Here is a 24393-nt window from a genome sequence, read left to right on the forward strand (position 1 = left end):
CCCTTTCTACTACTTTAGCGTACAGTTTCCGCCTCTCGATGTGTAATTAATTTTGCTTAAGTAGGGATTGCTGAATAAATCTAAAAACCTTGTTGGGTAAGACTTTTAGACTTTTTGTCAATCAAAAAAGACCAGAGATGGGAGTGATCAGGGGGAAAATTTAGGGACTTTTTCCCTGAAAATTAGGTAATTGACCAGATGAAAATCGGTAAAACCCCACACCCCAACCCCACCAACAAACTTTTTCAGCAAACCCTAAGTAATTAAGTAGCTGGTTATGATTAAATTAAAAATGGATTTTAACTTCGATCCCCCCTTAATCCCCCCCCCTTGATAAGGGTAGGGCTATTTCAAGGTCGATAGAGGGATTGTAAAAAAGAGGTTAGTGTGTATAATCACAATATTAACCTGACATAAGCCAAAATATGCCTAAAAATCTAATTTATTATCTGGAGAAAATTCCTGACTTCCGAGAGCCGAGAGGATGCCGTCACCGATTGTCAGTTGTCTTGCTTATTACCATCCTGGCCATCATGAGTGGAGAACTGGGCTATCAAGCAATGTCTCGTTTTTTAGAACGCCATCGTCGTAACTTGTCTTTTGTTACTCGGTCTGCCCATATCCCGTATCCCCTCTACATCAGTGATTAGACGAGTTTTAATAGGATTAAACTATAAAAAAGTCGGTTCTTCCGAACTTACACTGTAGAAAATTCCTCAAGTTCCCTCTCTGCCCAGCAATGCTCTAAAGTTGATAAATATCAATCTAACAAAAACTCAAAGCCTTAGTATACAAGCTTTACAAGCACGAGTTGTTGATAGTTTTACATGACAGGTTCGGTAGAGCCAAAAAGTCGAAGAACAATTGAACGAGTGGCTAAAAGAGAATGCTAAAGTTCCCGAAGGTGAATGGGTCAGTGGAGAGGGAAAAGCACTTAAAAATACGGTGTTGAATTATGATGATTCTCAACAAGTATTTTTTAATTTCGTCTCATTGTCCCCAGAAAAAGGGACTTTCCCCCATCAACATTTCCTTGTTAAAGACATGGGTTTTAACCTTGTACAGGTTAGAGGGTTATGATTCTTTAACAAAGGGAATTGACCACAATAAGCACAACATCCGCCAATTATTGTCTTTATGTCCCTAAAATTTCGTTTCTCGCCGTATTTCTCCTTTTTTCTTGAGAATGAAATAGCCCTACTACCCTTGATAAGGGGGGAAATCTGACAATTTTTAACACCTACCTACTTAATCACTGATAACCGATAACTGATAACTGAAATGACCTCTGACCCGTCCCTCGATCGAGCTTGGAATACCGAAGACCTAGAACAAGCGCTTCGAGGTGTCGGCACTATTCAAGAAGAACTCAACTATAATCAGGCACGCAATTCTCTGAGCAAACTTGTTGAGCGTCTGGATCTTACCTCGATCGAGAAAATTGGTCTAGAAGCGGAGATCGATCGCCTGGTGGCCCTGCTAGAAAAACTCGATCGATCCCTGATTCAAATTGCCGCTTTTGGCCTGGTGGGCCGGGGAAAATCCTCGATTTTAAATGCTCTGGTCGGTCAAGAAATCTTTACAACCGGTCCTTTACACGGAGTTACCCGCACCATTGAAGGGGTAAATTGGCAGTTAAGCAGCGATGATACTTTCCCCAATCTAGCGCGTCTGACCCTGAACGGCCAGGGTAATGCTCAGGTGCAATTGCTTGATACTCCCGGTATTGATGAGGTAGATGGGCAAACGAGGGAAATTCTCGCCTGTCAGGTGGCGCAGCAGGTGGATTTAATCCTTTTTATCATCTCTGGTGATATGACCAAAGTGGAATTTTCCGCCCTGGCCAAGTTGCGGGAAGCAGGAAAACCGATGATTTTGGTCTTTAATAAAATCGATCAGTATCCAGAAGTCGATCGCCTCGCTATCTATGAGAAAATCGCCTCAGAACGGGTCAAAGAATTACTCTCCCCCGATGAGATTGTTATGGTGGCGGCCTCTCCCCTCTTGGCGGAGACCGTCAAGGGGCAGGATGGGCGGCTAAAAACGCAACGATTTCGGGGAAAACCCCAGATAGAAGCCCTGAAACTCAAAATTTTAGAAATTCTAGAGCGAGAGGGTAAATCGCTGGTAGCACTCAATTCTATGCTGTATGCGGACGAGGTAAACGAGCAAATTGTCGCCCGCAAAATGGCTATCCGCGATCACGGCGCTAATCAATTGATTCAAAAAGCAGTGATGATCAAAGCATCGGCGATCGCTCTTAATCCGGTGACGGTGTTGGATCTGTTTACGGGGGCAGTTATCGATCTGGCCATGATTCTCGCTCTTTCTCGCTTATACGGCATCGATTTAACTCGTCAGGGGGCGATCGCTCTTTTACAAAAAATTGCCCTCAATATGGGGGGTATTAGTGCCAGCGAATTTTTAGCGGTTTTGGGCTTAAGTTCCCTCAAAGGACTGCTTGGCCTCTCGATTCCTGCCACTGGCGGCATTTCTCTCCTTCCCTATACTTCGATCGCCCTGACTCAAGCGGGAGTTGCCGGTGTATCCTGTTACGCGATCGGCCAAGTGACGAAAACCTATCTCGCTAATGGGGCCACTTGGGGACCCGATGGCCCGAAGGCAGTGGTGGCCAGTATTCTCGATTCCCTCGATGAAACCTCGATTCTCAACCGGATTAAGCGGGAATTAGGCTCAAAATTGGGGGGTGGGGGACTTTTCAGTGTTGCCAAAGGCACGGCGTAGCCGTCCAGTAAACAGTAATCAGTAATCAGTCAACTGAAGGCAAGAGGCAACAGGCAACAGGCAATAGGCAATAGGCTCCCAGAAAGAATCTGGCAATTCTCCTACCTAAAAAGAAGGTTAGAAACTGAGTAAATTAAAGCTTTTAGCTTAACAAATTTGGTATTAGATTCAGCCCTTGTGAACTGAAAATTCAAATCTGACCACTGATCACTGATAACTGATCACTGATCACTGATCACTGACTCGATCAATCCAAGAAATGCTTACTATGGACGATCGCCGCTATAATAACTACCGCCCCTTGAATTTGATAGATCAGACGGTAGGCATAGGCAGACTTTTCTCGGATGGTATCATCGCTAAATTCGGCGCATTTTTTCGCTTCTAGGGGACAATTTTCTAAAGAATAGCTTATATCAAGAATTCGACGCACGACGGCCGCCGCGTAGGACGGGGAATCTCGACTAATATAAGATGCGATCGCATCTACGTCTTCAATTGCTTTGGGCGACCAGACAAGGCGATAATTCACTCGATCAGCCATTTGTTTAAAAGACCCTCAACTTCTTCTTGGGGGATTGTATTCTCCAGAGAGGCAGCGTTCAAACTTTGACGCACCTTCTCCAGAACGTATAAATGATACTGAATATCTTCAATTGAACAATCATCTGGTAATTGATTCAAGAGGGATTCAACTTTTTGTCTAATGCTATTCATACAAGTTTGACCGAAGTTTTTAAGGAAAAGTATAAATTTAAGTTATCCATCAACTATCATCTATCATTTATCATCGGATAGAAAATTATAGTTACGCCTCCTATCCTAAGCCATAGTCCCCAGAAAAGCGAGAAAAAGTTAAGAATAGATAAGGTGATTATCTAGCTTTTGTAACATTGGGGCGGGGATACTGTTAAGAATGCTTAATAATTTCCTTATCTGCTCAATCCCCGCAACTTTTAGGGATTATTGACCGATAACCATCTAGCGGCCACAAGACCCCCCCCAATCGCAGAAAATTTTTGTTACATTAGTTTACAGTTCCCTCAACGCCCCAGTGGGTTATTAATTTTAATGTCTTCTTCGGTTCCTTCGTCGGATTTTATACCCTTAATCGGTCAAGAAACAGAAATCTTTAACTGGGCAAAATCCCATTATCGTAACCATACCTTTGCCAAAGATGAAAGAGTCGCCACGCGCCCCGGGCTGTTATACTTTGTGGAATCTGGGGCGATTCGTATTCTTGGTAAGGCACAAGTTAACGTTATCGACCAAAAATCCTGCCGTCAACTACCTATGGCCGACAGTGAGGAAGTATTTCTCGGTTTTGTGGGTGCAGGTCAACCTTTTGAGATTGTTTCTCAATTTCCCTTTCAATTACAAGCCCAAGCTCATCTAGACGGGACCGAGTTAGTCTGGTTATACTGGGAAGACCTAGAACAATGGCCGCAATTGCGATCGGCTGTTATGGAAACTTTTCGCCATCAATACCAGCGTAAGTTATTTTGGTTGAGTATTCTCGGTCAAAAACGCTCCCTCGATCGATTAATGGGGTTCTTAGTTCTATTATTGGAAGAATACGGTCAACCCTGTCTGGAAGGCTATTATCTCCCCTATACCCTAACTCACGCTCAAATTGCCAGCGCCATCGGCACTACCAGAGTAACAGTAACAAGATTAATCGGTAAATTGCGACAACAAAATTCGATCTTTTTTAAGCAGGATAATCTTATCGGATTGCCCAGTTTATTTTTGAGTCAGAATTAATTTTTCTGCAGTGTTGCGGGTGCATCTCATTTTTGTAAATCTACTAAGTTGGGATTTTTAAGGGGAAACTCTCGGATAAAATTGGGCATTACTTTCGATTTTATCACTCAATCCCAGCTTTTGGGGGGTTCTACCCCCCCAAACCCTGGAGCGCATTAGTTTTAATTAAGACGATCACCTTCTTGTCGATGAGAAGCACGGCATAACTTAGTCGTTAGCTGGACTAAAAAGCTATCGTGATCGAGTTCCGCCTATTTCCTGTTCCGAAGTTCTTAATGAGAGTAGATGAACTCGGAAACTTGAAGTCATAACTGCTTACATAGTATTCTTAGGTAGAAGAATAATGCCAAATAATTTTTCGACGCAAAAAAATAAAATTCAGGAAAGATGACTGCTCAATCTCTGTGGAAACCCCAAAAAGTTCACGTAAACTTACTAAGCCGCGTATCTGTGCTTCCCACATCATTAACTTGGTTTCAGACAAACTTTACTGGAATTTGGTTTGGCTGTTTCGAGTCTGACCATGAAATCCAGGATCATCCAGTAACAATGCTGACTCGATTCTATCCGGGTGGTTTTTTTCCGCTGCACGGACATCCCGGTGGTGAAGAGATTTTGGTGCTTGAAGGCAATTTTGCAGATGAAACAGGGGTGCATCCACCGGGTACTTATATGCTTAACCCCGAAGGCTTTATCCATCGCCCCTATAGTGAGGAAGGATGCCTGACTTTTGTTAAATTGCGGCAACATGGTGGTAAAACTCGCCAACAAGTGAGAACCAACATTTTTAACGGCTCCTGGCAAGCAGGTATAGTGCCTGAAATTAAGGTTCAACACCTCTATGAGCAAGCAGATTTCTCAGAAAAAGTCTGGATTGAGCGTTGGCTGCCCAACACTCAGTTGGTGAATGTTGTCGAAACTGAGATTAAAGAAATCTTTGTCATTGAAGGTACCTGGAGAGATGAATTGGGTAGTTATCCAGTAGGCAGTTGGCTAAGATACCCCCCCAATTGCCCCTACAGTCCTTCCTCAACAACAGGTTGTCTCATTTACGTTAAAACCTATCCTGTTACTGATACAACCGCAAGATTTGTGGTCGGTGATGATTTCCAACATCCTCAAGCAATCTGAAGCAACCATCTATGGGATTGAGGGTAGGACGTAGAGTCAAAAAAGACAGGCATTAAGCCTGTCTATAAAACAAAATAAATCACCTATCAGGTTGCCATAAATAGGGAGTTTTTTGCGTCAAATTTCCAAGCAATACCATCGGGATCTCTGATGCGACTCCAATCGGCAAATTCTGCTTCCGATTTATTTTTCTTGTTTCTACCCAAAACGGCCGGGGTAACTCCTAAACGTTTAGCCAAATCCGCCAAACTCATCGATGAGATGGTTTCAGATACAGTGGTTAGTGATTCTTCCCTAACTTCTGCTTCTGACTGGAACAAAGAACTGGCAGAACTGTTCAAACTAGGATTAATTATCTCCTCCGGTTCTTGAATTACCGTTTCTTGAACAGAGATTGCTGCAGTATTTTCTTCCTCTTTTTCCTCAAATAATTTACCTAAATTAGTCAGAGGTTGGGAGGAGGAAATAACAGCAACCTCCGGGACAGAATTTTCGCTTTTCTCGGCGACAATCAGGGGGGATTTAGCCTCCTGCGATTGCTCTAAATTGGTCAGAGGGGATCTCGATGCAGTAATCGCAGGAACTTGTTTTTCCTCTATTTCTTCTAAAGAGGGGTCACTCTCATCAAAAATACTACCCAAGGTACTGGCGGTGATAAAGTAATAGGCCATACCCTTATCGCCTACAGCTTTTTTTTGCGCCCCAAATTCCTCAGCTTTTTTGTCTAAAAATTGTCTGGCTAATTTGGCCGTGAGATTGGCTTTTGCCGATAGGTCAATCGGGGTGAGACAACCTTGATTGTCCTGTAAAAGTTGATTGAAATAGGGGTTAATCACCGTCGATAATTTTGACCAGCGATAGTCTTGCCACACCTTGACTGCAAGAGTTAAGAAGAAGACCAGTAGGATCAATGGCCAAGCGGTAAAAACAAGGATGATTAGCACCGCTAGGGGGATGATGAGGACGAGAAACCCCGCCGTTTGACGATCGATAATTTTTCCAGTCATAATTTCATAAGCTGCCAGAATTAAAATTCTTAATGGCTAGTTTGACTATCTCCTGCCATAAGTGTATATGACCAGTTTAGGCTTTATTGGTCACACTGGTTAGTTCTAGTCGTTCAAACATGGCAAATCTTGCCTTCAGGGCCAGAGAATCATCAAGTTTTGTTAAAAAAATCGGTTTTTGATACTTTTGTTCTAAAGCTTTTTGGATTAACCAATCAGCTAAAAAGGGATTTTTGGGTAGTAAGGGACCATGGGCATAGGTAGCGATCGCATTGTGGTAAAATGCTCCTTCATAACCGTCCTCTCCGTTATTTCCGTAACCGGTAATCACCTTTCCCAAGGGAGAAACGGTCTGTAAATAGGTACGACCCCCGTGATTTTCAAAGCCAATTACTAGCGGTTTTTCCCCAGTCATAGCTTTAATTTCCTCCGCTAAGGGAGAGGCCGTAATTTCAAAAACCACGTTACCGATACAGCGTTTTGCATTGGGGCCGGGATGTTTACTTACTAGGTCTAATAATCCTAATCCTTCGATTCTTTGACCGAAAGCTGGTTCGTAATAATGTCCTAATAATTGTGGGGAACCACAGGTAAAAACCCCCGGTATTCCTGCCGATAATTGTTCTTTCATCGCCGCCGCTTTTTTCCCCTGTAAATCCCGCATAACGATCTCCTGTTGCCGATCCTGCGCTCCACCCCCAACAATTATATCTACTTGATAAAATGTATCGGCTTCTGTTTGAGCATCTAGGGGAATAATTGTCACAGGAATATCACGCCATTGACATCTTCTTTGGATAGTAATAACATTACCTCGATCGCCGTAGGTACTCATTAAGGTCGGATATAACCAGCCGATTTTTAGTTCTAGTTCTTGCATAATTTTTTAGGGGATTAGGGAATGGGGAAATGGGGGATAAGAGACAGGCTGCATCTCAAGTTTGTGGAAATATCAAAAATTATTAATATATGAACAACTGCGTGTAAGTATCTCACAAAAAAAGCTAATGTACCCTTGCGCTTATGTACCCCTTTTCTAATTTCTACAAAATCTTTCGACCCGTGAGAATCTCTCGTACTTCCAACATAGCAGAATAGGTGGGTAAAATATGTAAAGTTTCCTCATTTTTGGTGTTATTAAGGGCAATTTGGATCGCTTTTTTTAGATCGGATTCAACAATTAAATTAACTGGATAAGCGAGACTATCCTGACTATATTGTAAGCGTAAAGCCATATCATAAAGTCGATCGCCCGTTACTACTAAAGTTGTTCCCAAACGGGTTAATTTTTCCGTATCCACATCCCAAATCCAAGAAACATCCGTCCCGTCGGGGATGCGATCATTGAGAACTAAGAGAGTAGTCGAGGACTTTTCTTTCTGTAAAATATCAGCCACTGCGCGAATTGTTTCATTCATACCCACAGGATTTTTAGATAGTAAAATTCTAACTTTTTTACCCTCAATTTCTAATTCTTCCGCTCGACCAAAAGCCGCTTTAAAACCCTGAACTGTCTCAAAAATTTCTCGATCTTTAATCCCCAATTCCTGGGCTACTAAACCCGCTGCTAAAGTATTATATTTATTATAAACACCGATTAAAATCTGCGGCCAATCGTGACTATGAAAAGCAGGATTACTCTTTTTAAAGCCACAACTAGGACAACTAAAATCCCCTAAATGGGAGAGATAAACCCCGCGATAATCCAAAGAAGCGCCACACTTAGGACAGTAAATAGAATCGACAGCGTGGGGAATTTCTTCCAGATATAATTCTGGCTCACTTAAGCCAAAATATACAACTCTTTGGGGCAGTTGTTGACCCAAATGGGAAAGGGTCGGATCATCAGCATTGAGAATCACTAAAGTATCGGTGGGTAGGGGAGATATGGCCCCTTGCCAACGGCGACTAATCGTATCCACTTCCCCATAGCGATCGAGTTGATCGCGAAACAAATTTAGAGCTAAAATAGCGCGAGGACGACAATCTTTTAAAACCAAAGGGAGAATATTTTCATCCACTTCTAAAATGGCATAATCAGCCTTTAAAGTGCCGAATAAATTAGCATCGGCTAATAAAGCAGTGATTAAACCATTAATTAAATTCGCCCCGGTGGTATTATGGGTAACTTTTGCCCCTTGACGCTCTAGAATAGTTCTTAGCAGTAGGGAAGTGGTAGTTTTTCCATTCGTGCCAACCACCAAGATTACCCCCCGTCGGACTTGCCCACAAAGTAGGGGTAACAAACGGGGATGGAGACGACGGGCAATTTCCCCCGGCAAGACGCTGGCAGCCCCTAAACGGAGTCCTTTAACCACAGCAGTAACGGTTTTAGCCACCGCTACGGCTATCCCTAAACGGATGCGATCAAACAATTGCATGAACTGAGATTCTCATAGCTGTTTCGTGATTTTACCCCTAAAAGAAGACCGGTAAACGGGGTAAGTTCCCATTGATTCTTTCCTACCGACAAAAAAGACAGCCTATAATATAGGTAAGTTTGGGGCCGATTCTACCGCACACGACATTTTAGGGCTAGAGCTTATGGGTTTATTGACAAGATTGGGGATTTCACTGGGATTACTCGCCCTAGGCGGTGCTGTGGGTGTGCTAGGAAATCAGTATTTAAGCAGAAAAGCGCCCCTAGAGGTAAATACACCGCCGGCAATCGTCCCCGCTTCCCTCTCTCTCCCTGTTATTCCCCAAAACGACGACAATGTTAATTTTATCGCCCAGGCCGTGCAGAAAGTTGGGCCGGCGGTGGTGCGGATTGACTCGGCCCGGGAAGTGGCCGACCAAATTCCCGAAGAATTTAAACAGCCCTTTTTTCGGCGCTTTTTTGGTGATCAAGTGCCGATTCCCAAGGAGCATTGGGAACGGGGAACCGGTTCTGGATTTATAATTAGTACAGAAGGACTACTTTTGACTAATGCCCATGTGGTGGACGGGACAACCCAAGTAAAAGTGACTTTGAAAAACGGTCAAACCTATCAGGGTAAAGTTCTGGGGGTTGACAATATGACCGATGTGGCCCTGGTGAAAATTGAGGCGAAAAATTTACCGACGGTGACTTTTGGCAAGGCCGAAACTTTAACCCCCGGGGAGTGGGCGATCGCTATTGGCAATCCCCTAGGCTTAGATAATACGGTGACAGTGGGCATTATTAGCGCCTTGGGCCGGACTAGCAGCGAAGTGGGGGTTCCCGATAAACGGGTTCGTTTTATCCAAACCGATGCCGCTATTAACCCCGGCAATTCCGGCGGCCCGTTGCTGAACGCCAAGGGGGAAGTTATCGGCATTAATACGGCAATTCGGGCCGATGCCCAGGGTTTAGGGTTTGCCATTCCCATCGAAACCGCCCAAAAAGTGGCGGGACAGCTATCTAGTAAGGGTAAAGCGGAACATCCCTACATTGGTATCCAGATGGTGACGCTAACCCCAGAATTACGGCAGCAATTGAACGAAACTAAAGAATTAAACTTTAATATTGACCAAAATGAAGGGGTAATCGTCCTGCGAGTGGTGGAAAATTCCCCCGCCCAAAAAGCCGGAATGCAAGCGGGTGATATCATCGAAACTGTGGCAGGAAATCCCGTTAAAACCGCTTCGGATGTGCAGCAAGGTGTAGAAACCAGTGCGATCGGTGGTAATCTGGAAATCGAGATTAACCGCAGGGGTAAACAACAAACTCTCACCGTTCAACCGGGGGTTTTTCCTAGCAAAACTAGCGAGTGAACTACTTTCAACCGGTCAAGGGGCGACCCCTTACCCTACACTGGGAGGAGAGAAAATAGCAGCGGAGCGATCGAAATTGAGGCAGCGGTTACAATTAAAATTATCAATTGGGCGCGGGGCTGCCCTTCTAATCGGTTTGCTGGGATTAACAGCCTGTCAACCTCCCGATCCGCCGAAAATTTCGCCGACAGAATCGCCTAAAATTGAAGAAACTGGCCGCTTAATTCTCAATAATGCCACCTTAGAACAGGCTAACCCCTCCGGACAACCCCTCTGGAAAATTCAGGTCAAAAAAGCTACCTACACCCAAGACCAAAAAATCGCCCGTCTGGAAAATATCAAGGGTAATATCTATCAAGAGGGGAAAGTAGTTTTACAGGTTAGTGCTGACCGAGGGGAAGTCTATAAGGAAGGCCAGGAAATTCTCCTCAAAGATAATATTGTGGCTGTGGATCCCCGCAATAAAGCCATTATTAACGCGCCTGAATTGCGTTGGCTACCCAAGGAAGGTATTTTAATCTCCCCCAAAGGGATCAAAGGTAGTCATCTACAACTAGAAGCCAAGGCCCGCCAAGGACGCTACGACACGCGCCAAGAAAAACTAGAATTACAAGGTCAAGTGGTGGCTACCGCCAAGGAATCTCGTGTCGTCCTGCAAACCGAGCGCCTGTACTGGGAAATTCCTCAACAAGTCATTAGTACCGATCAAAAAGTCGCTTTTGATCGCTATATTAATAAAACTATTATCGATCGCCTGACTGCTATCGGCGGTCGTTGGGAAAGAAAAAATAATCAGGTTATCCTGCAAGAAAACCTCGAATATCGCTCTTTAGAACCACCTTTACAGATTTCTGGTTCTCAGGCAATTTGGAACTATCAAAATCGTACCCTAACTTCCGATCGCCCCACGGAAATTTTTCAATATCAAGATCAAATCACTATTACTGGTAATCGTGTGGTGGTGGAATTAGGCAATCGTATCGCTTATCTCAAGGATGGGGTTAAGGGAATTAATCAGAAAACTGGGGCGCAATTGTATAGTCAGATCTTAACTTGGAAAATGTCGGAAAAAATTGTCGAGGCCGAGGGGAATATTATCTATGAACAACAGGAACCAAAATTTAATCTCACCGGCGATAAAGCGATCGGCACTTTAGAAGATAATAACATTGTTGTTACCAGTAGCTCCCCCGATCGAGTTGTCACCGAGATTTATCCTCGTTAACAGGGAAAACTGGCCAAAAAAAACTCTCCCCAAAAAAGGGAGAGAGAGGGGTAAATATTTAAAAGCTTACCATTTGAGCAGGTTAAACTGTTCCATATCGATGGTGTCGCGGTTACGATAGATAGTCAGGATAATCGCTAAACCCACGGCTGCCTCGGCTGCCGCTACGGTAATCACGAAAATAGTAAAAATTTGGCCTCGGATATTAGCGGGGTCAAGATAGTTGGAAAAACCCATTAAGTTAATGTTAACAGAATTGAGCATCAATTCGATCGACATTAAAACCCGGACGGCATTGCGACTGGTGACTAAACCGTAAATTCCGATACAAAATAAAGCCGCCGCTAATAACAAATAATACTCTAACTGAATCTGCATGATACCTCTTTTTTGGGTCTTATTTAGGGGCGGTTAATTCTCTAGGTCGTTCGGGTAATGTTAAGGCTGTGGCCGTAGGTTCTTCAGCTTTTAGGGTAGGGATAAGGTCACGACGAGCTAAAATAATTGCTCCGACCATCGCCATTAATAACAGCACAGAAGCTAATTCAAAGGGTAGCAAGAAATCACTAAAGAAATGCTTACCGATTTCTACTAAAGTATTAGTCACAACGGCGGGAGAAGTGGTAGAAATTGACCAAGGTGTGATTAAAACCATGGTCGATAACAGTACAAATAAACCCACACAAACTAAAGCAGTAGATGCCTGACGAATCCAACGTTTAGGAATATCAGAAAAGTCCTCTTGCTTGTTAACAAGCATAATAGCAAAGAGAATTAAAACGTTAATCGCACCCACATAAATTAGAATTTGTGCCGCCGCTACAAAGTCAGCATTTAGTAAGAGATATAAACCCGAAATGCTGATAAAAACACCGCCCAATAAAAAGGCGGAATAAACGATATTAGATAATAGTACCACGCCTAAAGCTGTCCCGATTACTAGGGCTGCTAAAATGCCAAAAGATACTATTTGAACGCCCTCGGCTAAATTCACAGTAGTTTCATCTCCTTTTATGTTTGAGAGTTATTAATTATTAGTTATCAGCTTCTGAAGGCAAGAGGTAACAGGCAAGAGGCAAAAGACAGAATCTGGCAATTCTCCTACCTAAAAACCGTGACGGCTGATAGCTAACTGCTAATTAATCAGTAATTTCTTCCGGACGTTTACCGGCGCGTTGACTACCGGCGGGTAAATCGTGGGGTTCGATGACACCTTTAGGCAGATAACCTAATTCCCTCAGAGGTGTTACCATCGGGTCTTGGGTGACTTTGTAGGGTAAACGGCCTAGGGCGACGTTATCATAGTTTAATTCATGACGATCATAGGTCGCTAGTTCGTATTCTTCGGTCATCGATAGGCAATTAGTCGGACAGTACTCTACACAATTACCGCAGAAAATACAGACCCCAAAATCGATACTGTAGTGTTTGAGTTCTTTCTTTTTAATTTCCTTGTTAAAAGTCCAATCCACTACTGGTAAATTAATCGGACAAACTCGCACACAAACTTCACAGGCGATACATTTATCGAACTCAAAGTGAATTCTACCCCGATAACGTTCCGAGGGAATTAACTTTTCGTAGGGATACTGAACGGTAATCGGACGACGACGCATATGGTCGAAGGTAACGGATAAACCTTCGCCGATGTATTTCGCCGCTTGAATGCTACCTTTGGCGTAATCGCTGACTTGTTTGAGGATGTTAAACATGATGGTCAGAGGTATAGTAGGTTAACAGGGCAAAAACGGGAATTAACCGCCAAAAGCAAAGGGAAAAGCTAGTTTTAGGGCGGCGGTAAGTAGTAGGTTAACTAAAGATACCGGTAAAAGGAATTTCCAGCCTAAATCGAGTAATTGGTCAATGCGAACCCGGGGTACAGTCCAACGCAAGAGAATAGCGATGAAGATGAGAAAATAGGCTTTTAATACCGTCATCGTAATCCCGAGGGAAGCGGTGATAATTTGTAGCCAAGGATTGGTTTCACTCACTCCCAACCAGCCGGCCACAGCATTGACGGGGATAGGAAATTCCCAACCACCAAGATAGAGGACGGCGAAAACTAGGGCCGACAGCACGAGGTTAACGTAGGAACCCACATAAAAGAGAGCGAATTTCATCCCCGCGTATTCGGTTTGATAACCGGCGACTAATTCCTCCTCCGCTTCTGGTAAATCGAAAGGCAGACGTTCACACTCAGCTAAAGCGGCAATCCAGAAAATCAGAAAACCCACCGGTTGGCGCCAGATATTCCAGCCTAAAATGCCATAACCGGATTGTTGTTCGACAATATCAATGGTACTGAGACTATTAGACATCATCACAATCGCTAATACCGATAAAGCCAAGGGAATTTCATAACTAATCGATTGCGCCGCCGCCCGTAGGCCTCCCAGTAAGGAATACTTATTATTTGAGGCATAACCCGCCATTAATAAACCAATGGGGGCAATACTGGACAAGGAAATCCATAAAAAGATACCCACGTTTAGGTCAGTAATCAGCAGATTTTGACCGAAGGGGACGATGAGGTAGGAGACAAACACCGGCATCACCACCAAAATTGGCCCAAAGAGGAATAACCAAGGGTCAGCTTTAGCGGGGACGACATCTTCTTTAAAGACTAATTTCAGACCGTCGGCGACCGGTTGTAAAACGCCCAAGGGTCCTGCGTATTCCGGCCCGATACGCTGTTGGACGGCGGCGGAAATTTTCCTTTCTAACCAGACGCAGACTAAAACCCCCACTGTGGCGGCTATAATCATCAGGAACATGGGTAAAGGCATCCAAATCGCTTTAGCCAGTCCTCCACTTAATCCCAAGTCTGTTAGGGATTTAATGAAACTTTCTTGTAAATCTATGCCTTGATTCATATTTGGCGATCGCTGTACTGTCGATAGTTCGGCATGGTCCGAAGATTTTTAAGCAAATCTTATAGCCTAGTATACAGTTAGTCGGTCTGAGGGTTATCAGAAAGTGATAAAGGCTTCAATTCTTAGCGGCCAAGAGAATCAAGCAATCTTGATTCCCCGTCCGAGAATAGCTATTAGTCAATCGTTAGACTCTGAATCTATCAATGTTCTCATTTGTTTCTTAGTGCCGACAACCTCAGCTAGTTACCAATTATTCACAGGAAAAAAATGTAAATAACTTATCGTTTAGGCAATGAAAGCAGCCCGCTTGAATCTGTCTTCCTCTTTGTGTTCTTTGTGCCTTTGTGGTTTATCCCCAGAGCCAATCCGACTGTTAAAATCCAGTTATCGAGCGTTTCTCGCCACTCCCCGCTATTGATTATGATAAGCCGCCTGTAGATCCCGAATCGAAAACAAAGCTTGAAACTTTATTCCCTGAGATTGGTAAAATTCCGCCCCTCCTTGCTCTCTATCCACCAAAGCAATGATTAAATCTACTTGATAACCCGCATCGCGTAATCTTTCTACCGCTACCATGGCACTTTTCCCCGTTGTCACCACGTCTTCGAGGACAACCACTGCGGCACCGGGGTTTAAAGTCGGCCCCTCGATATAAGCCATGGTTCCGTGACCTTTTGCCTCTTTGCGGACGATTAAAGCTGGAATCGGGCTATTTTCGTAGGCAGATACCACACTAACCGCGCTGACAATCGGATCCGCCCCTAGGGTTAATCCTGCCACCGCTTGGGTATCTGGAGGCAGTAGAGACAGCAATAAACGCCCCACGGCTAAAGCTCCCTCAGCAGTGAGAGTAACTTGTTTGCCGTTGATATAGTAGCTGCTTTTTTGTCCTGAAGACAGGGTGAAATCTCCCTCTCGATAGGCAAGACGGACAAGAGCATCGAGGAGAAATTGACGCAGGGAAGCAGTATCGAGATTCGCTACCGAGGAATTAGCCATATTTTCAGGATTGGGAGTCTGACTGACTCCAAAATTTCGGTTACAATTAAGCCAAAAGTCATTATATATTGCCTCGATCGCTAGTATTGATTTCTTTCTCATCCCATTGAAGCAATTTTTTAATTAACCTTGCCCCTGTGAGGAGGTTTTCACCCATGCGCGCTCAATTTTTACTCCCTTCCCTGTTTTGTTTAACCGGTTTAGTCTGGTTGAGTTCGCCTATTGCGATCGCCCAACGTTCACCCGCCACCAATCCGGCGCCGGTAAAAATCCAACAATTGCAACTTGTCCCCTCTCCCGATACGGCGGTGGGATTTAATAATATCCCCGGTTTGTTTAACCGCGCTGTTAATAATAATACCGGTCGTTTCTACGACTACACCAACATTTTAGGACAGTTCAACTCTCTTTTGGGTTGGCGTACTTTTCCCCAGGGTTCTTATTTCGATAATATGATTACCCGGGATGCTAAATTGACCGAAGCTTTATACTATGATGTCATGCAACAGCAACAGTCTGGGCCTTTAATTCGCACCCAAGATCTACCCAATCCCTTCGATACTTCCCTACAGGAAAATCCCAGTTATTTAAGCCCCGGCGGCTTTTAATTCGCCAATTTAACTCGCAATTGGCTAACAATGTAATCGGTCGAGAATCTTCTTTGAAGGTTCCCGAACTGCGGCAATATATCTTTTTAAGTTCAATCGAAGCTCCCTGAGAAGCTAAACTCTCACCCATTTGGCAATATCAAGGGTTTTGTCATAACGATAGCTCATGCCATCATTGGCAACAATCGTTTGACCTCGACTGGCTTTATTTTTGATCGTACTTAAGCTATAGTTGGTCAGTTTTTGCATTTCTTGATGGGTAAAATTGTCTTGATTGTTCATTTCAGAGACAATTTCTATCGTTTCATCAACGGTTTGGTCATTGTTAGAATGAGTTGCAATCACTGCTGATGGATGATAGTCTTCCATCCTCATTAAGCGCCAAGTAGAATCCTCGGACAGTTCCAAAACCTTTTGATGGTAGTTAAACAAACTTTCTCGATGTCCGACACTAATAAAGGTCTTGCCAGTTTGTTGTAACTGTTTATATAAATGATCTTCATTTTTTAAATCTAAAGCACTGGTGGCTTCATCTAAAATTACAAAATCTGGCTGATTAACGAATAGTCGCGCAAAGGCTAGACGCTGTTGTTCTCCTAAAGATAAAATATTTTCCCAATCCACTTCCTCATCAAAATTTTTGATGCGATTAAGAACATCTTGCAGGTTAACTTCTTGTAAGATTTCTTTTAATTGGAATTCACTCATCTCCGTTGTCGTTTGAGGATAAATTAGCTGTTCGCGCAAGTTTCCTAAAATGATATAAGGACGTTGGGGTAAAAATAATAAATCGTCGAGGGGAGGTCGCACCAAATGACCTGTACCTGTATTCCATAACCCAGAAATAGCGCGTAAAAGAGAACTTTTTCCTCGACCACTTGGCCCAACAATTAATAAACCTTTCCCTGGTTCAACGGATAGGGATAAATGTTCGACAATCACTTTAGCGGCATCGGGAGTTTGTAAGGTGACATCCTCAAAAGCTAGATTGTTATCTTCAATGACTTTAATGGTATTAACTGGGGTTTTTTGTTTGCTTACACCCTCTAAAGCTTGGTAAAACTCTTCTAAACGTTCAATATAATTAATAAACTCACCGGAGCGTCCAAATTCATCCACTAACACGGATAAGGCTGTGGAAAAGAAATAGCAACAATAGCTGGCTTGGTTAACTTGTCCAAACTCAATTTCACCACTAATATATAATGGGGAAACAATTAAGAAGGGGAAGATTTGAACAATGGATTGATAGCCGCGGTTAAAAAATTCTTGGGTTCTTTCCCAATTAATTCTTTCAATCATGATTTTAATCACCTGATTGAACTTTCTGTGAATAATATTTAACTCTTTTTCTTCCCCTCTAAAAAATGCAATTGATTCAGCGTGAGTCCGAACATGAGTAATGGCGTATTTATAGGTTCCTTCGATTTCTAATTGTTGTTTATTGACTTTATTTAGTTGTTGAGTAATATAGGTGGCAAGAATATTTCCAATAATCGTATAAACCAGAAGCACAATAGAAATGCTTTTAGAAATTGACCAAAGGATGACAATAAAAACCAGCATCTCCATAACTTTTTCAACACAGGTTGTTAAAAAGTCCATCGTTGTTCTGGCAATGGGTTGAATTTCTTGGGATAAACGTTGATCTGGATTTTCAATATCTCCTTTAAAATTAATTTGATAATAAGCACGATTTTTAAAATATTTTTGCAAGATACTACTATTGATCCATTGATACCAATCCAGCGCAATTAGTTTTTTAAGAAACCTAGACAATCCTGTGAAAAACGTCATACTGCCTAGAGTAATCCCATAAATAATGACAAAATGAGTTAATTTTTCTGCATCCCTAGCTTCTGTGACGCTAATTAAGTCTCTAAAAACAAAACTATTAAACGCATTAAGACCTACTACTCCCACTAATAATAAAAACAATAAAACGAGCATTCCCCAGGAACGAATAATCTGCGAAAAAGCTCTATCCTGGTGTTCTTTAGGATACCAATAAACTTGAATAAATCTTAAAAATTCTTGAAGAGATTGATTGAAAGTTCGAGTCTCTTGCTTGAGATTCATGCTGTCTGAGGTTTTTTCTGCAACATTCATAGGATTCTCTTTACTCTAAAATGGGGTACATTAGAACTTTTAAGGTCTATTTATTGAGTTAGACACTAATTCAGCATACCATAAAAATCTGCATTATTATCACAAATTCTATTACTACTATTTTCTAGATTTTTTACATATCAGTAATCAATATTAACCTATTGTTTAGGCATTGGATCAGATTCATAATCGTTTGATAATTTTGGCAGGATTACCAGCAACAACAGTAAAAGGTTCTACATCTTGTGTCACCACCGAACCTGCTCCAATAATTGCTCCTTTCCCAATCGTAACCCTTTTAAGAATCGCAACATTAAATCCAATCCAAACATGATCTTCTATCACCACTGGTGCAGATTTTATATCAAGATATTTAGCATCCTTAATCAGATTATTTAAAATGACGACTTCCACAAATTATTTCTGTCTTAAAACATAATTTAATGAATGAGCATCGGTATCATAAATATTGACATCATCGGCAATTATAACTTCATTGCCAATTTTGATAGAATTTGCTGATCTAATTCCAGTTTTCTCACCAATATAACAATTTTTACCGATTTCTATTTTTCCACCATGAGTAAATAAAAACAATTCACCTAATATTATGGTATTTTCTCCGATAGTAATTAAACTTTTATCTCCCCTATAATTTTCACACTTTCCGATAAATTTGACTGAACTGTGAAACGTGGCATTTTCAGAAAGTTGTTGACGTTTTTCGATCCGTTCTTGTTCTTCTAAGAATTTTGAAATTAATAAATATAATTGATGTTTTAAGTTAAACATAAGATTGATTTCGTGGAATTTATGATCTGGATTTTTGAATTTAGGGGTGTGATAAAATCGACATTTATTGTGTTAAAAACCCACTTTTAGTAAAATATTCAAAATAAGTTTTTAACAATCTGTCATCAATTTTGGGAAAATTAAAGGCTGTACCCTTTAACCCCATTACCGTATTTTGAGCATCAAACTGGGGGGGATAACCTGCGGATAAATTTTCATCTGAAAAATTATCTAACACCGGAGATAAAGCATTATCTGTATTAATTTTACATTGTTCTGTTAAATGCGATCGCCATTTTTCCAAGGAAACACACTGCAACGGATAACCCATTTCCCGAACACAATCAAATAACTCACGATTTAAGGTTGGGTGAGAATTCAACAAATGAAATGCTTTCCCTAAAGAGGTTTCTTGACTGGCTAAATGTACAATTGCACCACTGACATAATCCACAGGAGTGAGGTCTTCTGTACTATCGCCAAAATCAGGAATCATTCCTAATTGAATACAGCCTTTAATCATACGACAAAACAAATCTTCTCTATTACAAATTCCGGTTTTACTATGTCCAATAATTCGAGACGCTCTAAAAATTGTCATCGGAAGTCCTCGTTTTCCAGCTTCCATGATTAATTTTTCGGCAACCCATTTACTTTGAGTATAACCGGCATTGAGTCCATGATTTATACCCAGGGGATCAGATTCTTGAATTAAGTTTCCTTGAGCATAACTGGGGGAAAAAACAGAAATCGTCGAGACAAAATGAACAGGTTTGGTTTTAATTAAGCAGGCTAATCTCAAGATTTCTGCTGTTCCTAAAACATTAGTGGGTTTCAGTATTGAATAGGGATAAATAGCATTCACCCAAGCTCCATTATGATAAATCACATCAATTTGATTGGCTAATTCCAGAAAATCAGGTTCACACATTCCTAAACGTTTTTGGGATAAATCACCAATAACAGGAATAATACGAGAGCTTTTCTGTTCATCCCATAATTGAAAGGTTTTTAATTTCTGGTAAATTTTCGCTTGAGCTTGTTCTAAACTTTTGTCTCGAATTAAACAATGAATATTAGCTTCTGTTTTGTCTAATAATTCAGCTAATAAATGAATTCCGAGAAAACCCGTAGCTCCTGTGAGCAAAATATCAGCAGGTTTTTGAGGAAAGGGAGCCACAAGATTCGGCGGTTGAATGGAGGTATCTAAGGTAATTTCGACTTGCCAATCTGGGATTTGATCACTCTCAATTGTATCAGATAAATTCAAGTCTAAATTAGAGGATAATCCTGCTACCGTCGGTTCTGAAAAAAGATAGTTTAAAGGAATATTAATAGCTAATTGTTCTCGCAGTCGAGAAATCACTTGGGCAGCTTTTAAAGAATGACCACCTAAGTCAAAGAAATTATCGAAAATACTAATTTGCTTTAACCCTAAAACATCTTGCCAAATCTCAGCAACAATTTTTTCTGTAGCTGTTCGGGGTGTAATCATCGTTTTTTGCTCCCGAATTTCGGTGGGTGCGGGTAAAGCGTTACGATCAATTTTCCCACTGCTCATTAAGGGCAATTCTTGAAGCTGTACAAAGAAAGCTGGAATCATATAATCTGGTAATTTCTGTTTGAGAAAACTCCGCAATTTTGCAGGATCAATGGATGGGTATTTTGGCACAATATAAGCCACTAATTGTTTATTATTTGTTTGATCTTCTCTAACAATTACCGCCGTCGCTCGGACATCTGTGTATTCAGTTAATACGGCTTCAATTTCGCCAATTTCAATACGAAACCCTCGAATTTTAACTTGATTATCAATGCGTCCTAAAAACTCTATATTTCCATCGGGTAAATAACGAGCTAAATCTCCAGTTTTATAGAAACGTTGATATTCTGATGAATTAAAAGCATGAGTAATAAATTTTTCACGGGTTAAATCATCGCGATTGAGATAACCTTTGGCCAAACCTAAACCTCCAATTAACAGTTCTCCTGGTATTCCAATCGGGACTTGTTGCAAATAGCGATCACAAATATAAACCTGTGTATTTGTAATCGGTTTACCAATGGCAACAGAATGAATTTGAGCAATTTTATGACTCAAATTGGGATTAAAAACCGTGGTGGTTATCGTCGCTTCTGTCGGACCATAAGCATTCAACCAAGTGATATCTTCTCGTTGACTATTTGATAGGATTTTTTGCCATAATATTAATCGCTCTGCTAATACTTCTTCACTTCCTGTAATCACTAAGCGTAGGGTTTCAGGTAAAGTTATTAAAGTTTGAGATAAATCTAATACCCATTCATGCCAATAAGTAGCTGGAAGATTAATTACCGTTAAACGATTGTGCTGAATAAATTGAGTAAAATCGGCTAAAGCAGGGAACATTAATGCAGGACGCATAACTAAAGTTGCACCCGTTAAAAAGGTTGGATAAATTTCTTCAGCAGCTACATCAAAGGTAAAAGAAGCAAATTGTAAAATTCGGTCACGACTTGTTAAATCATAGGCTTTAATAATTCCTAAGCTATGATTAACTAAACTTTGATGTTCAATCATAACCCCTTTAGGAGTGCCTGTTGAACCAGAGGTATAAATAATATAAGCTAAATTATTTGGCTGAATAGGGTTAACTAAATTGTTTTGGCTTTGACTAATAATTAAGTTTTCTTCAGTATCTAGACAAACCACTTTTGCTGGATGCTCATGGAATAAATTAATCAAGGTATTTTGAGTGATTAATACCGAGACTTGAGCATCATTTAAGATATAGTTTAAACGCTCTTGGGGATAATTGGGAGCTAGAACAAGATAAGCAGCACCGGTTTTAAGAATTGCCAAAAAACTGATAATAATAGATACAGATTGTTCTAAACAAATACCCACTAATGATTCAACTTTAACCCCCTTAGATTGGAGATAATGAGCTAATTGATTGGCACGATAATTTAAGTCTTGATAGGTGATTTTTTCCCTGCCCCATTCTATTGCGATCCCATTTGGATTTTTTAAAACTTGATGTTCAAATAATTCATGAATACAAACCTTTGGATTTTCAGCAATATTAGTCTGATTCCATTGAGCTAATAACTTTTGTTCTGATAAAGGTAAAATAGGTAATAATTCAATCGATTGTTCAGGATTAACGGCAATTCCTTCTAATAAAGTTTTAAAGTGGGTAATCATGCGCTCAATTGTGTCTTGATTAAACAACGCGCAATTATAATCAAACGATCCAACTAAACCCTCAGTGGTTTCTTGCATGGCTAAGGTTAAATCAAATTGAGCAATTAAAGCATTCATCGTGACGGGAGTTAATTTTAAATCCGCCATCGAAAAATGATTAATGTGCAGCATATCTTCCCAAGAAAACATCACTTGGAATAAAGGACTATAACTTATGTTTCGTTGAGGATTTACCGCTTCTACCACCTTCTCTAAGGGTAAATCTTGGTGTTCATAAGCTTCTAAAACTACTTGTTTGACTTGATTTAATAAAGCTTTAAACGAGAGATTTTCTTTAAACTGAGTGCGAATGGGTAAGGTATTAATAAAGCAACCAATTAAGGGTTCAATTTCAGGAAATTGTCGATTTCCACTAGGAATTCCAATCACAATATCTTCTTGACTGCTATAACGATATAATAAAATATTAAAAGCCGTTAACAGCGTCATATTCAAAGTAGCGGTTGACGTTTGGCTAATATTTTTCAGGTTTTGGCTTAATTCTGGACTTAGTTTAAATGTACAATTATTGCCTTTAAACGTTTGTATGGGAGGACGAGGATGATCAGTGGGAATTTCCAATAACGGTGGAATTCCCGTTAATTTTTGTTTCCAATAATTAACTTCCTGGGTGAGTTTATCTCCTTGTAACTGTTGTCTTTGCCAAACGGCAAAATCACCATATTGAATAGGCAAATCGGGTAAAGGATTAGATTGTTTTTGTAAAAAAGCTTGATATAAACGAGAAAGTTCTTGTAGTAAAACTTTCATTGACCAGCCATCAAAAATAGAATGGTGTAAACTCAAAAATAAAAGATAAGAATCAGCTTTTAATTTAACCAAAAAAGTCCGCATTAAGGGAGCTTTGGTTAAGTCAAAGGGAGTATAAATTTCTTGTTCGGTTAATCGCTCTAATTCTTGGGTTTGTTCCCCAGAAGATAAAGACTGTAAATCCAGCAAGGTAAAATTTAAATGAATTTTAGGGTTAATAATTTGTCTGGGAATTTCTTCAACTTCTTGAAAACAGGTCTGCAACACTTCATGACGTTGCTTAATAGTTTCCAAAGCTTTTCTAAAGATATCAATATCTAAATTGCCTTCAATTTGAAAGCGAAACGGCATATTATAGGTATAGCCGTTAGCTTCTAATTGGTACAAAAACCAAAGTCGTTCTTGAGAAAAAGAAAGCGGTACAAGTTGAGACGGATCCCTAGTAGGTATCGTATTTGTTTTTACCCCGATTCCTTTTTTTTGTAGTAACAGCTTGAGTAATTTTTGTTTGTCTTGAGAGTTATGGTTCATCTTTGACATGGATTAAATAGGATTTAATTTAGTGATTTTAGGTTGTTTTCATGGATACAAATCAACCTAAAAATTGTTTAATTATTGATGCTAAATAGCGGTATAACCTCCATCTACCATTAAAATTGCTCCAGTTACATAAGAGGAAGCTTCGGAGGCTAAAAACACGACAGGGCCAATTAACTCTTCTAAATCTCCGGTTCGTTTCATGGGAATTCTAGTATATAATTCGTCCATTTCATCGGAAGTTGAACGTAAACCTTCTGTTCCTTCCATCATATTATTCATATACCCCGGTGCAAAAGCATTGACTCGAATTTTGTGACTAGCTAATTCGACCGCTAGGGATTTTACTAATTGATTGACCCCACCTTTTGCGGCGCTATATGCTCCTGAAGATTTGGGAACAGCAACGAAAGCACAGATAGAAGAATTCATAATAATTGAACCTGCTGTTCCTTGTTTGATCATTTGTTTGGTTGCGAGTTGAGCGCAATTAAAATAACCTTTTAAGTCAACATTAATAACCTGATCCCATTCAAATTCCTCTAATTCATCAGTGTTTTTGAGAATTTCAACCCCTGCATTACAGACCATAATATCGAGTTGACCATAATGAGCAACCGCCTGGTTAATTAAATTCTGACAAGCTTGACGTTGACGAACATCGGTCTCAATTGCGATGGCTTCGCCTCCTGCTTCTTGAATCAGTTGAGCAGTTTGTTCAGCGCCAACTTGATTAATATCACCAATTACCACCTTAGCTCCAGCTTGTGCTAACCCTTGGGCTAATACCCGACCAATTCCTCGGGCAGCACCCGTGATAATTGCAACTTTACCTGTTAAATCAAAGAGATGATTTGTCATTTTTTTCCTT

General features: G+C 40.9%; 21 protein-coding genes and 1 pseudogene. 7 read left to right on the top strand and 15 right to left on the bottom strand.

All coding sequences use genetic code 11. From position 1 onward, the window contains the following. Positions 1-425: 425 nt before the first annotated feature. Positions 426-650 carry a transposase family protein gene (locus tag myaer_RS05920; protein ID WP_071846423.1) on the top strand — a complete coding sequence of 75 codons (225 nt, stop codon included), beginning with the start codon at positions 426-428 and terminating at the stop codon, positions 648-650. A 631-nt stretch (positions 651-1281) separates the two neighbouring features. After that, positions 1282-2745, top strand: a complete 1464-nt coding sequence (locus myaer_RS05930) for a GTP-binding protein (RefSeq protein ID WP_046661383.1) — start codon at positions 1282-1284, stop codon at positions 2743-2745. Positions 2746-2992: 247 nt separating this feature from the next. On the opposite strand, the gene myaer_RS05935 is transcribed toward myaer_RS05930, so the two are convergent. Continuing rightward, positions 2993-3289: a type II toxin-antitoxin system RelE/ParE family toxin gene (locus myaer_RS05935; RefSeq protein WP_002737690.1), complete on the bottom strand. Its 297-nt coding sequence runs from the start codon at positions 3287-3289 to the stop codon at positions 2993-2995. Then, positions 3274-3462: a hypothetical protein gene (locus myaer_RS05940; RefSeq protein WP_002737442.1), complete on the bottom strand. Its 189-nt coding sequence runs from the start codon at positions 3460-3462 to the stop codon at positions 3274-3276. Before myaer_RS05940 ends, myaer_RS05935 begins: the two co-directional genes overlap by 16 nt. Positions 3463-3816: 354 nt before the next feature. On the opposite strand from myaer_RS05940, the gene myaer_RS05945 reads away from it, so the two are divergent. Further along, complete coding sequence (locus myaer_RS05945; RefSeq protein ID WP_046663617.1) at positions 3817-4509, top strand: Crp/Fnr family transcriptional regulator; 693 nt, start codon at positions 3817-3819, stop codon at positions 4507-4509. Positions 4510-4896: 387 nt separating this feature from the next. After that, a complete protein-coding gene (locus myaer_RS05950; RefSeq protein ID WP_046661384.1) occupies positions 4897-5640 on the top strand; it encodes a cupin domain-containing protein in 744 nt (247 codons plus the stop codon). A gap of 86 nt (positions 5641-5726) precedes the next feature. Here the strand turns inward: myaer_RS05950 and myaer_RS05955 are convergent, their stop codons facing one another. From myaer_RS05955 to myaer_RS05965, 3 genes are all read right to left on the bottom strand, one after another. Beyond that, positions 5727-6647: a hypothetical protein gene (locus myaer_RS05955; RefSeq protein WP_046661385.1), complete on the bottom strand. Its 921-nt coding sequence runs from the start codon at positions 6645-6647 to the stop codon at positions 5727-5729. Between the two features lie 76 nt (positions 6648-6723). After that, positions 6724-7527 (bottom strand): type 1 glutamine amidotransferase, encoded by an 804-nt coding sequence (locus myaer_RS05960; RefSeq protein ID WP_046661386.1) that lies wholly within the window; start codon positions 7525-7527, stop codon positions 6724-6726. 163 nt (positions 7528-7690) lie between these two features. Further along, positions 7691-9028: a Mur ligase family protein gene (locus myaer_RS05965; protein WP_002776995.1), complete on the bottom strand. Its 1338-nt coding sequence runs from the start codon at positions 9026-9028 to the stop codon at positions 7691-7693. A 163-nt stretch (positions 9029-9191) separates the two neighbouring features. Here myaer_RS05965 and myaer_RS05970 point away from each other — a divergent pair, with 163 nt between their 5' ends. Next, positions 9192-10382 carry an HhoA/HhoB/HtrA family serine endopeptidase gene (locus myaer_RS05970; RefSeq protein WP_046661387.1) on the top strand — a complete coding sequence of 397 codons (1191 nt, stop codon included), beginning with the start codon at positions 9192-9194 and terminating at the stop codon, positions 10380-10382. A gap of 76 nt (positions 10383-10458) precedes the next feature. Continuing rightward, positions 10459-11607, top strand: coding sequence for an LPS export ABC transporter periplasmic protein LptC (gene lptC / locus myaer_RS05975; protein ID WP_046661388.1), 1149 nt, complete (start codon positions 10459-10461; stop codon positions 11605-11607). Between the two features lie 66 nt (positions 11608-11673). Here lptC and nuoK read toward each other — a convergent pair whose 3' ends face one another. The 5 genes from nuoK to pyrE form a co-directional block, all read right to left on the bottom strand. Then, positions 11674-11979 carry an NADH-quinone oxidoreductase subunit NuoK gene (gene nuoK / locus myaer_RS05980; RefSeq protein WP_197533180.1) on the bottom strand — a complete coding sequence of 102 codons (306 nt, stop codon included), beginning with the start codon at positions 11977-11979 and terminating at the stop codon, positions 11674-11676. A 25-nt stretch (positions 11980-12004) separates the two neighbouring features. Further along, complete coding sequence (locus myaer_RS05985) at positions 12005-12601, bottom strand: NADH-quinone oxidoreductase subunit J (protein WP_008203498.1); 597 nt, start codon at positions 12599-12601, stop codon at positions 12005-12007. Between the two features lie 145 nt (positions 12602-12746). Beyond that, positions 12747-13319 (bottom strand): NAD(P)H-quinone oxidoreductase subunit I, encoded by a 573-nt coding sequence (gene ndhI, locus myaer_RS05990; RefSeq protein ID WP_002733194.1) that lies wholly within the window; start codon positions 13317-13319, stop codon positions 12747-12749. A 42-nt stretch (positions 13320-13361) separates the two neighbouring features. Beyond that, on the bottom strand, positions 13362-14480 hold the full coding sequence (gene nuoH / locus myaer_RS05995) for an NADH-quinone oxidoreductase subunit NuoH (protein WP_002753735.1): 1119 nt from the start codon (positions 14478-14480) through the stop codon (positions 13362-13364). Positions 14481-14891: 411 nt separating this feature from the next. Continuing rightward, complete coding sequence (gene pyrE, locus myaer_RS06000; RefSeq protein WP_080949716.1) at positions 14892-15581, bottom strand: orotate phosphoribosyltransferase; 690 nt, start codon at positions 15579-15581, stop codon at positions 14892-14894. Positions 15582-15634: 53 nt separating this feature from the next. Between pyrE and myaer_RS06005 the strand changes: the two genes are divergently transcribed. Next, a complete protein-coding gene (locus myaer_RS06005) occupies positions 15635-16087 on the top strand; it encodes a hypothetical protein (protein ID WP_046661390.1) in 453 nt (150 codons plus the stop codon). 114 nt (positions 16088-16201) lie between these two features. On the opposite strand, the gene myaer_RS06010 is transcribed toward myaer_RS06005, so the two are convergent. The 5 genes and pseudogenes from myaer_RS06010 to myaer_RS06025 form a co-directional block, all read right to left on the bottom strand. After that, positions 16202-18196, bottom strand: coding sequence for an ABC transporter ATP-binding protein/permease (locus myaer_RS06010; RefSeq protein WP_046661391.1), 1995 nt, complete (start codon positions 18194-18196; stop codon positions 16202-16204). A gap of 183 nt (positions 18197-18379) precedes the next feature. Further along, a pseudogene (locus myaer_RS21895) lies at positions 18380-18547 on the bottom strand (DapH/DapD/GlmU-related protein); the annotation flags it as partial. Between the two features lie 66 nt (positions 18548-18613). Continuing rightward, on the bottom strand, positions 18614-18988 hold the full coding sequence (locus tag myaer_RS21900; RefSeq protein WP_235614806.1) for an acyltransferase: 375 nt from the start codon (positions 18986-18988) through the stop codon (positions 18614-18616). Between the two features lie 64 nt (positions 18989-19052). Continuing rightward, positions 19053-23525, bottom strand: a complete 4473-nt coding sequence (locus tag myaer_RS06020) for a non-ribosomal peptide synthetase (RefSeq protein WP_046661392.1) — start codon at positions 23523-23525, stop codon at positions 19053-19055. A gap of 81 nt (positions 23526-23606) precedes the next feature. Continuing rightward, positions 23607-24383: an SDR family NAD(P)-dependent oxidoreductase gene (locus tag myaer_RS06025; protein ID WP_046661393.1), complete on the bottom strand. Its 777-nt coding sequence runs from the start codon at positions 24381-24383 to the stop codon at positions 23607-23609. Positions 24384-24393: the final 10 nt, after the last annotated feature.

Origin of the sequence: Microcystis aeruginosa NIES-2549, from assembly GCF_000981785.2 — a bacterium.
GTDB lineage: Bacteria > Cyanobacteriota > Cyanobacteriia > Cyanobacteriales > Microcystaceae > Microcystis > Microcystis aeruginosa_C.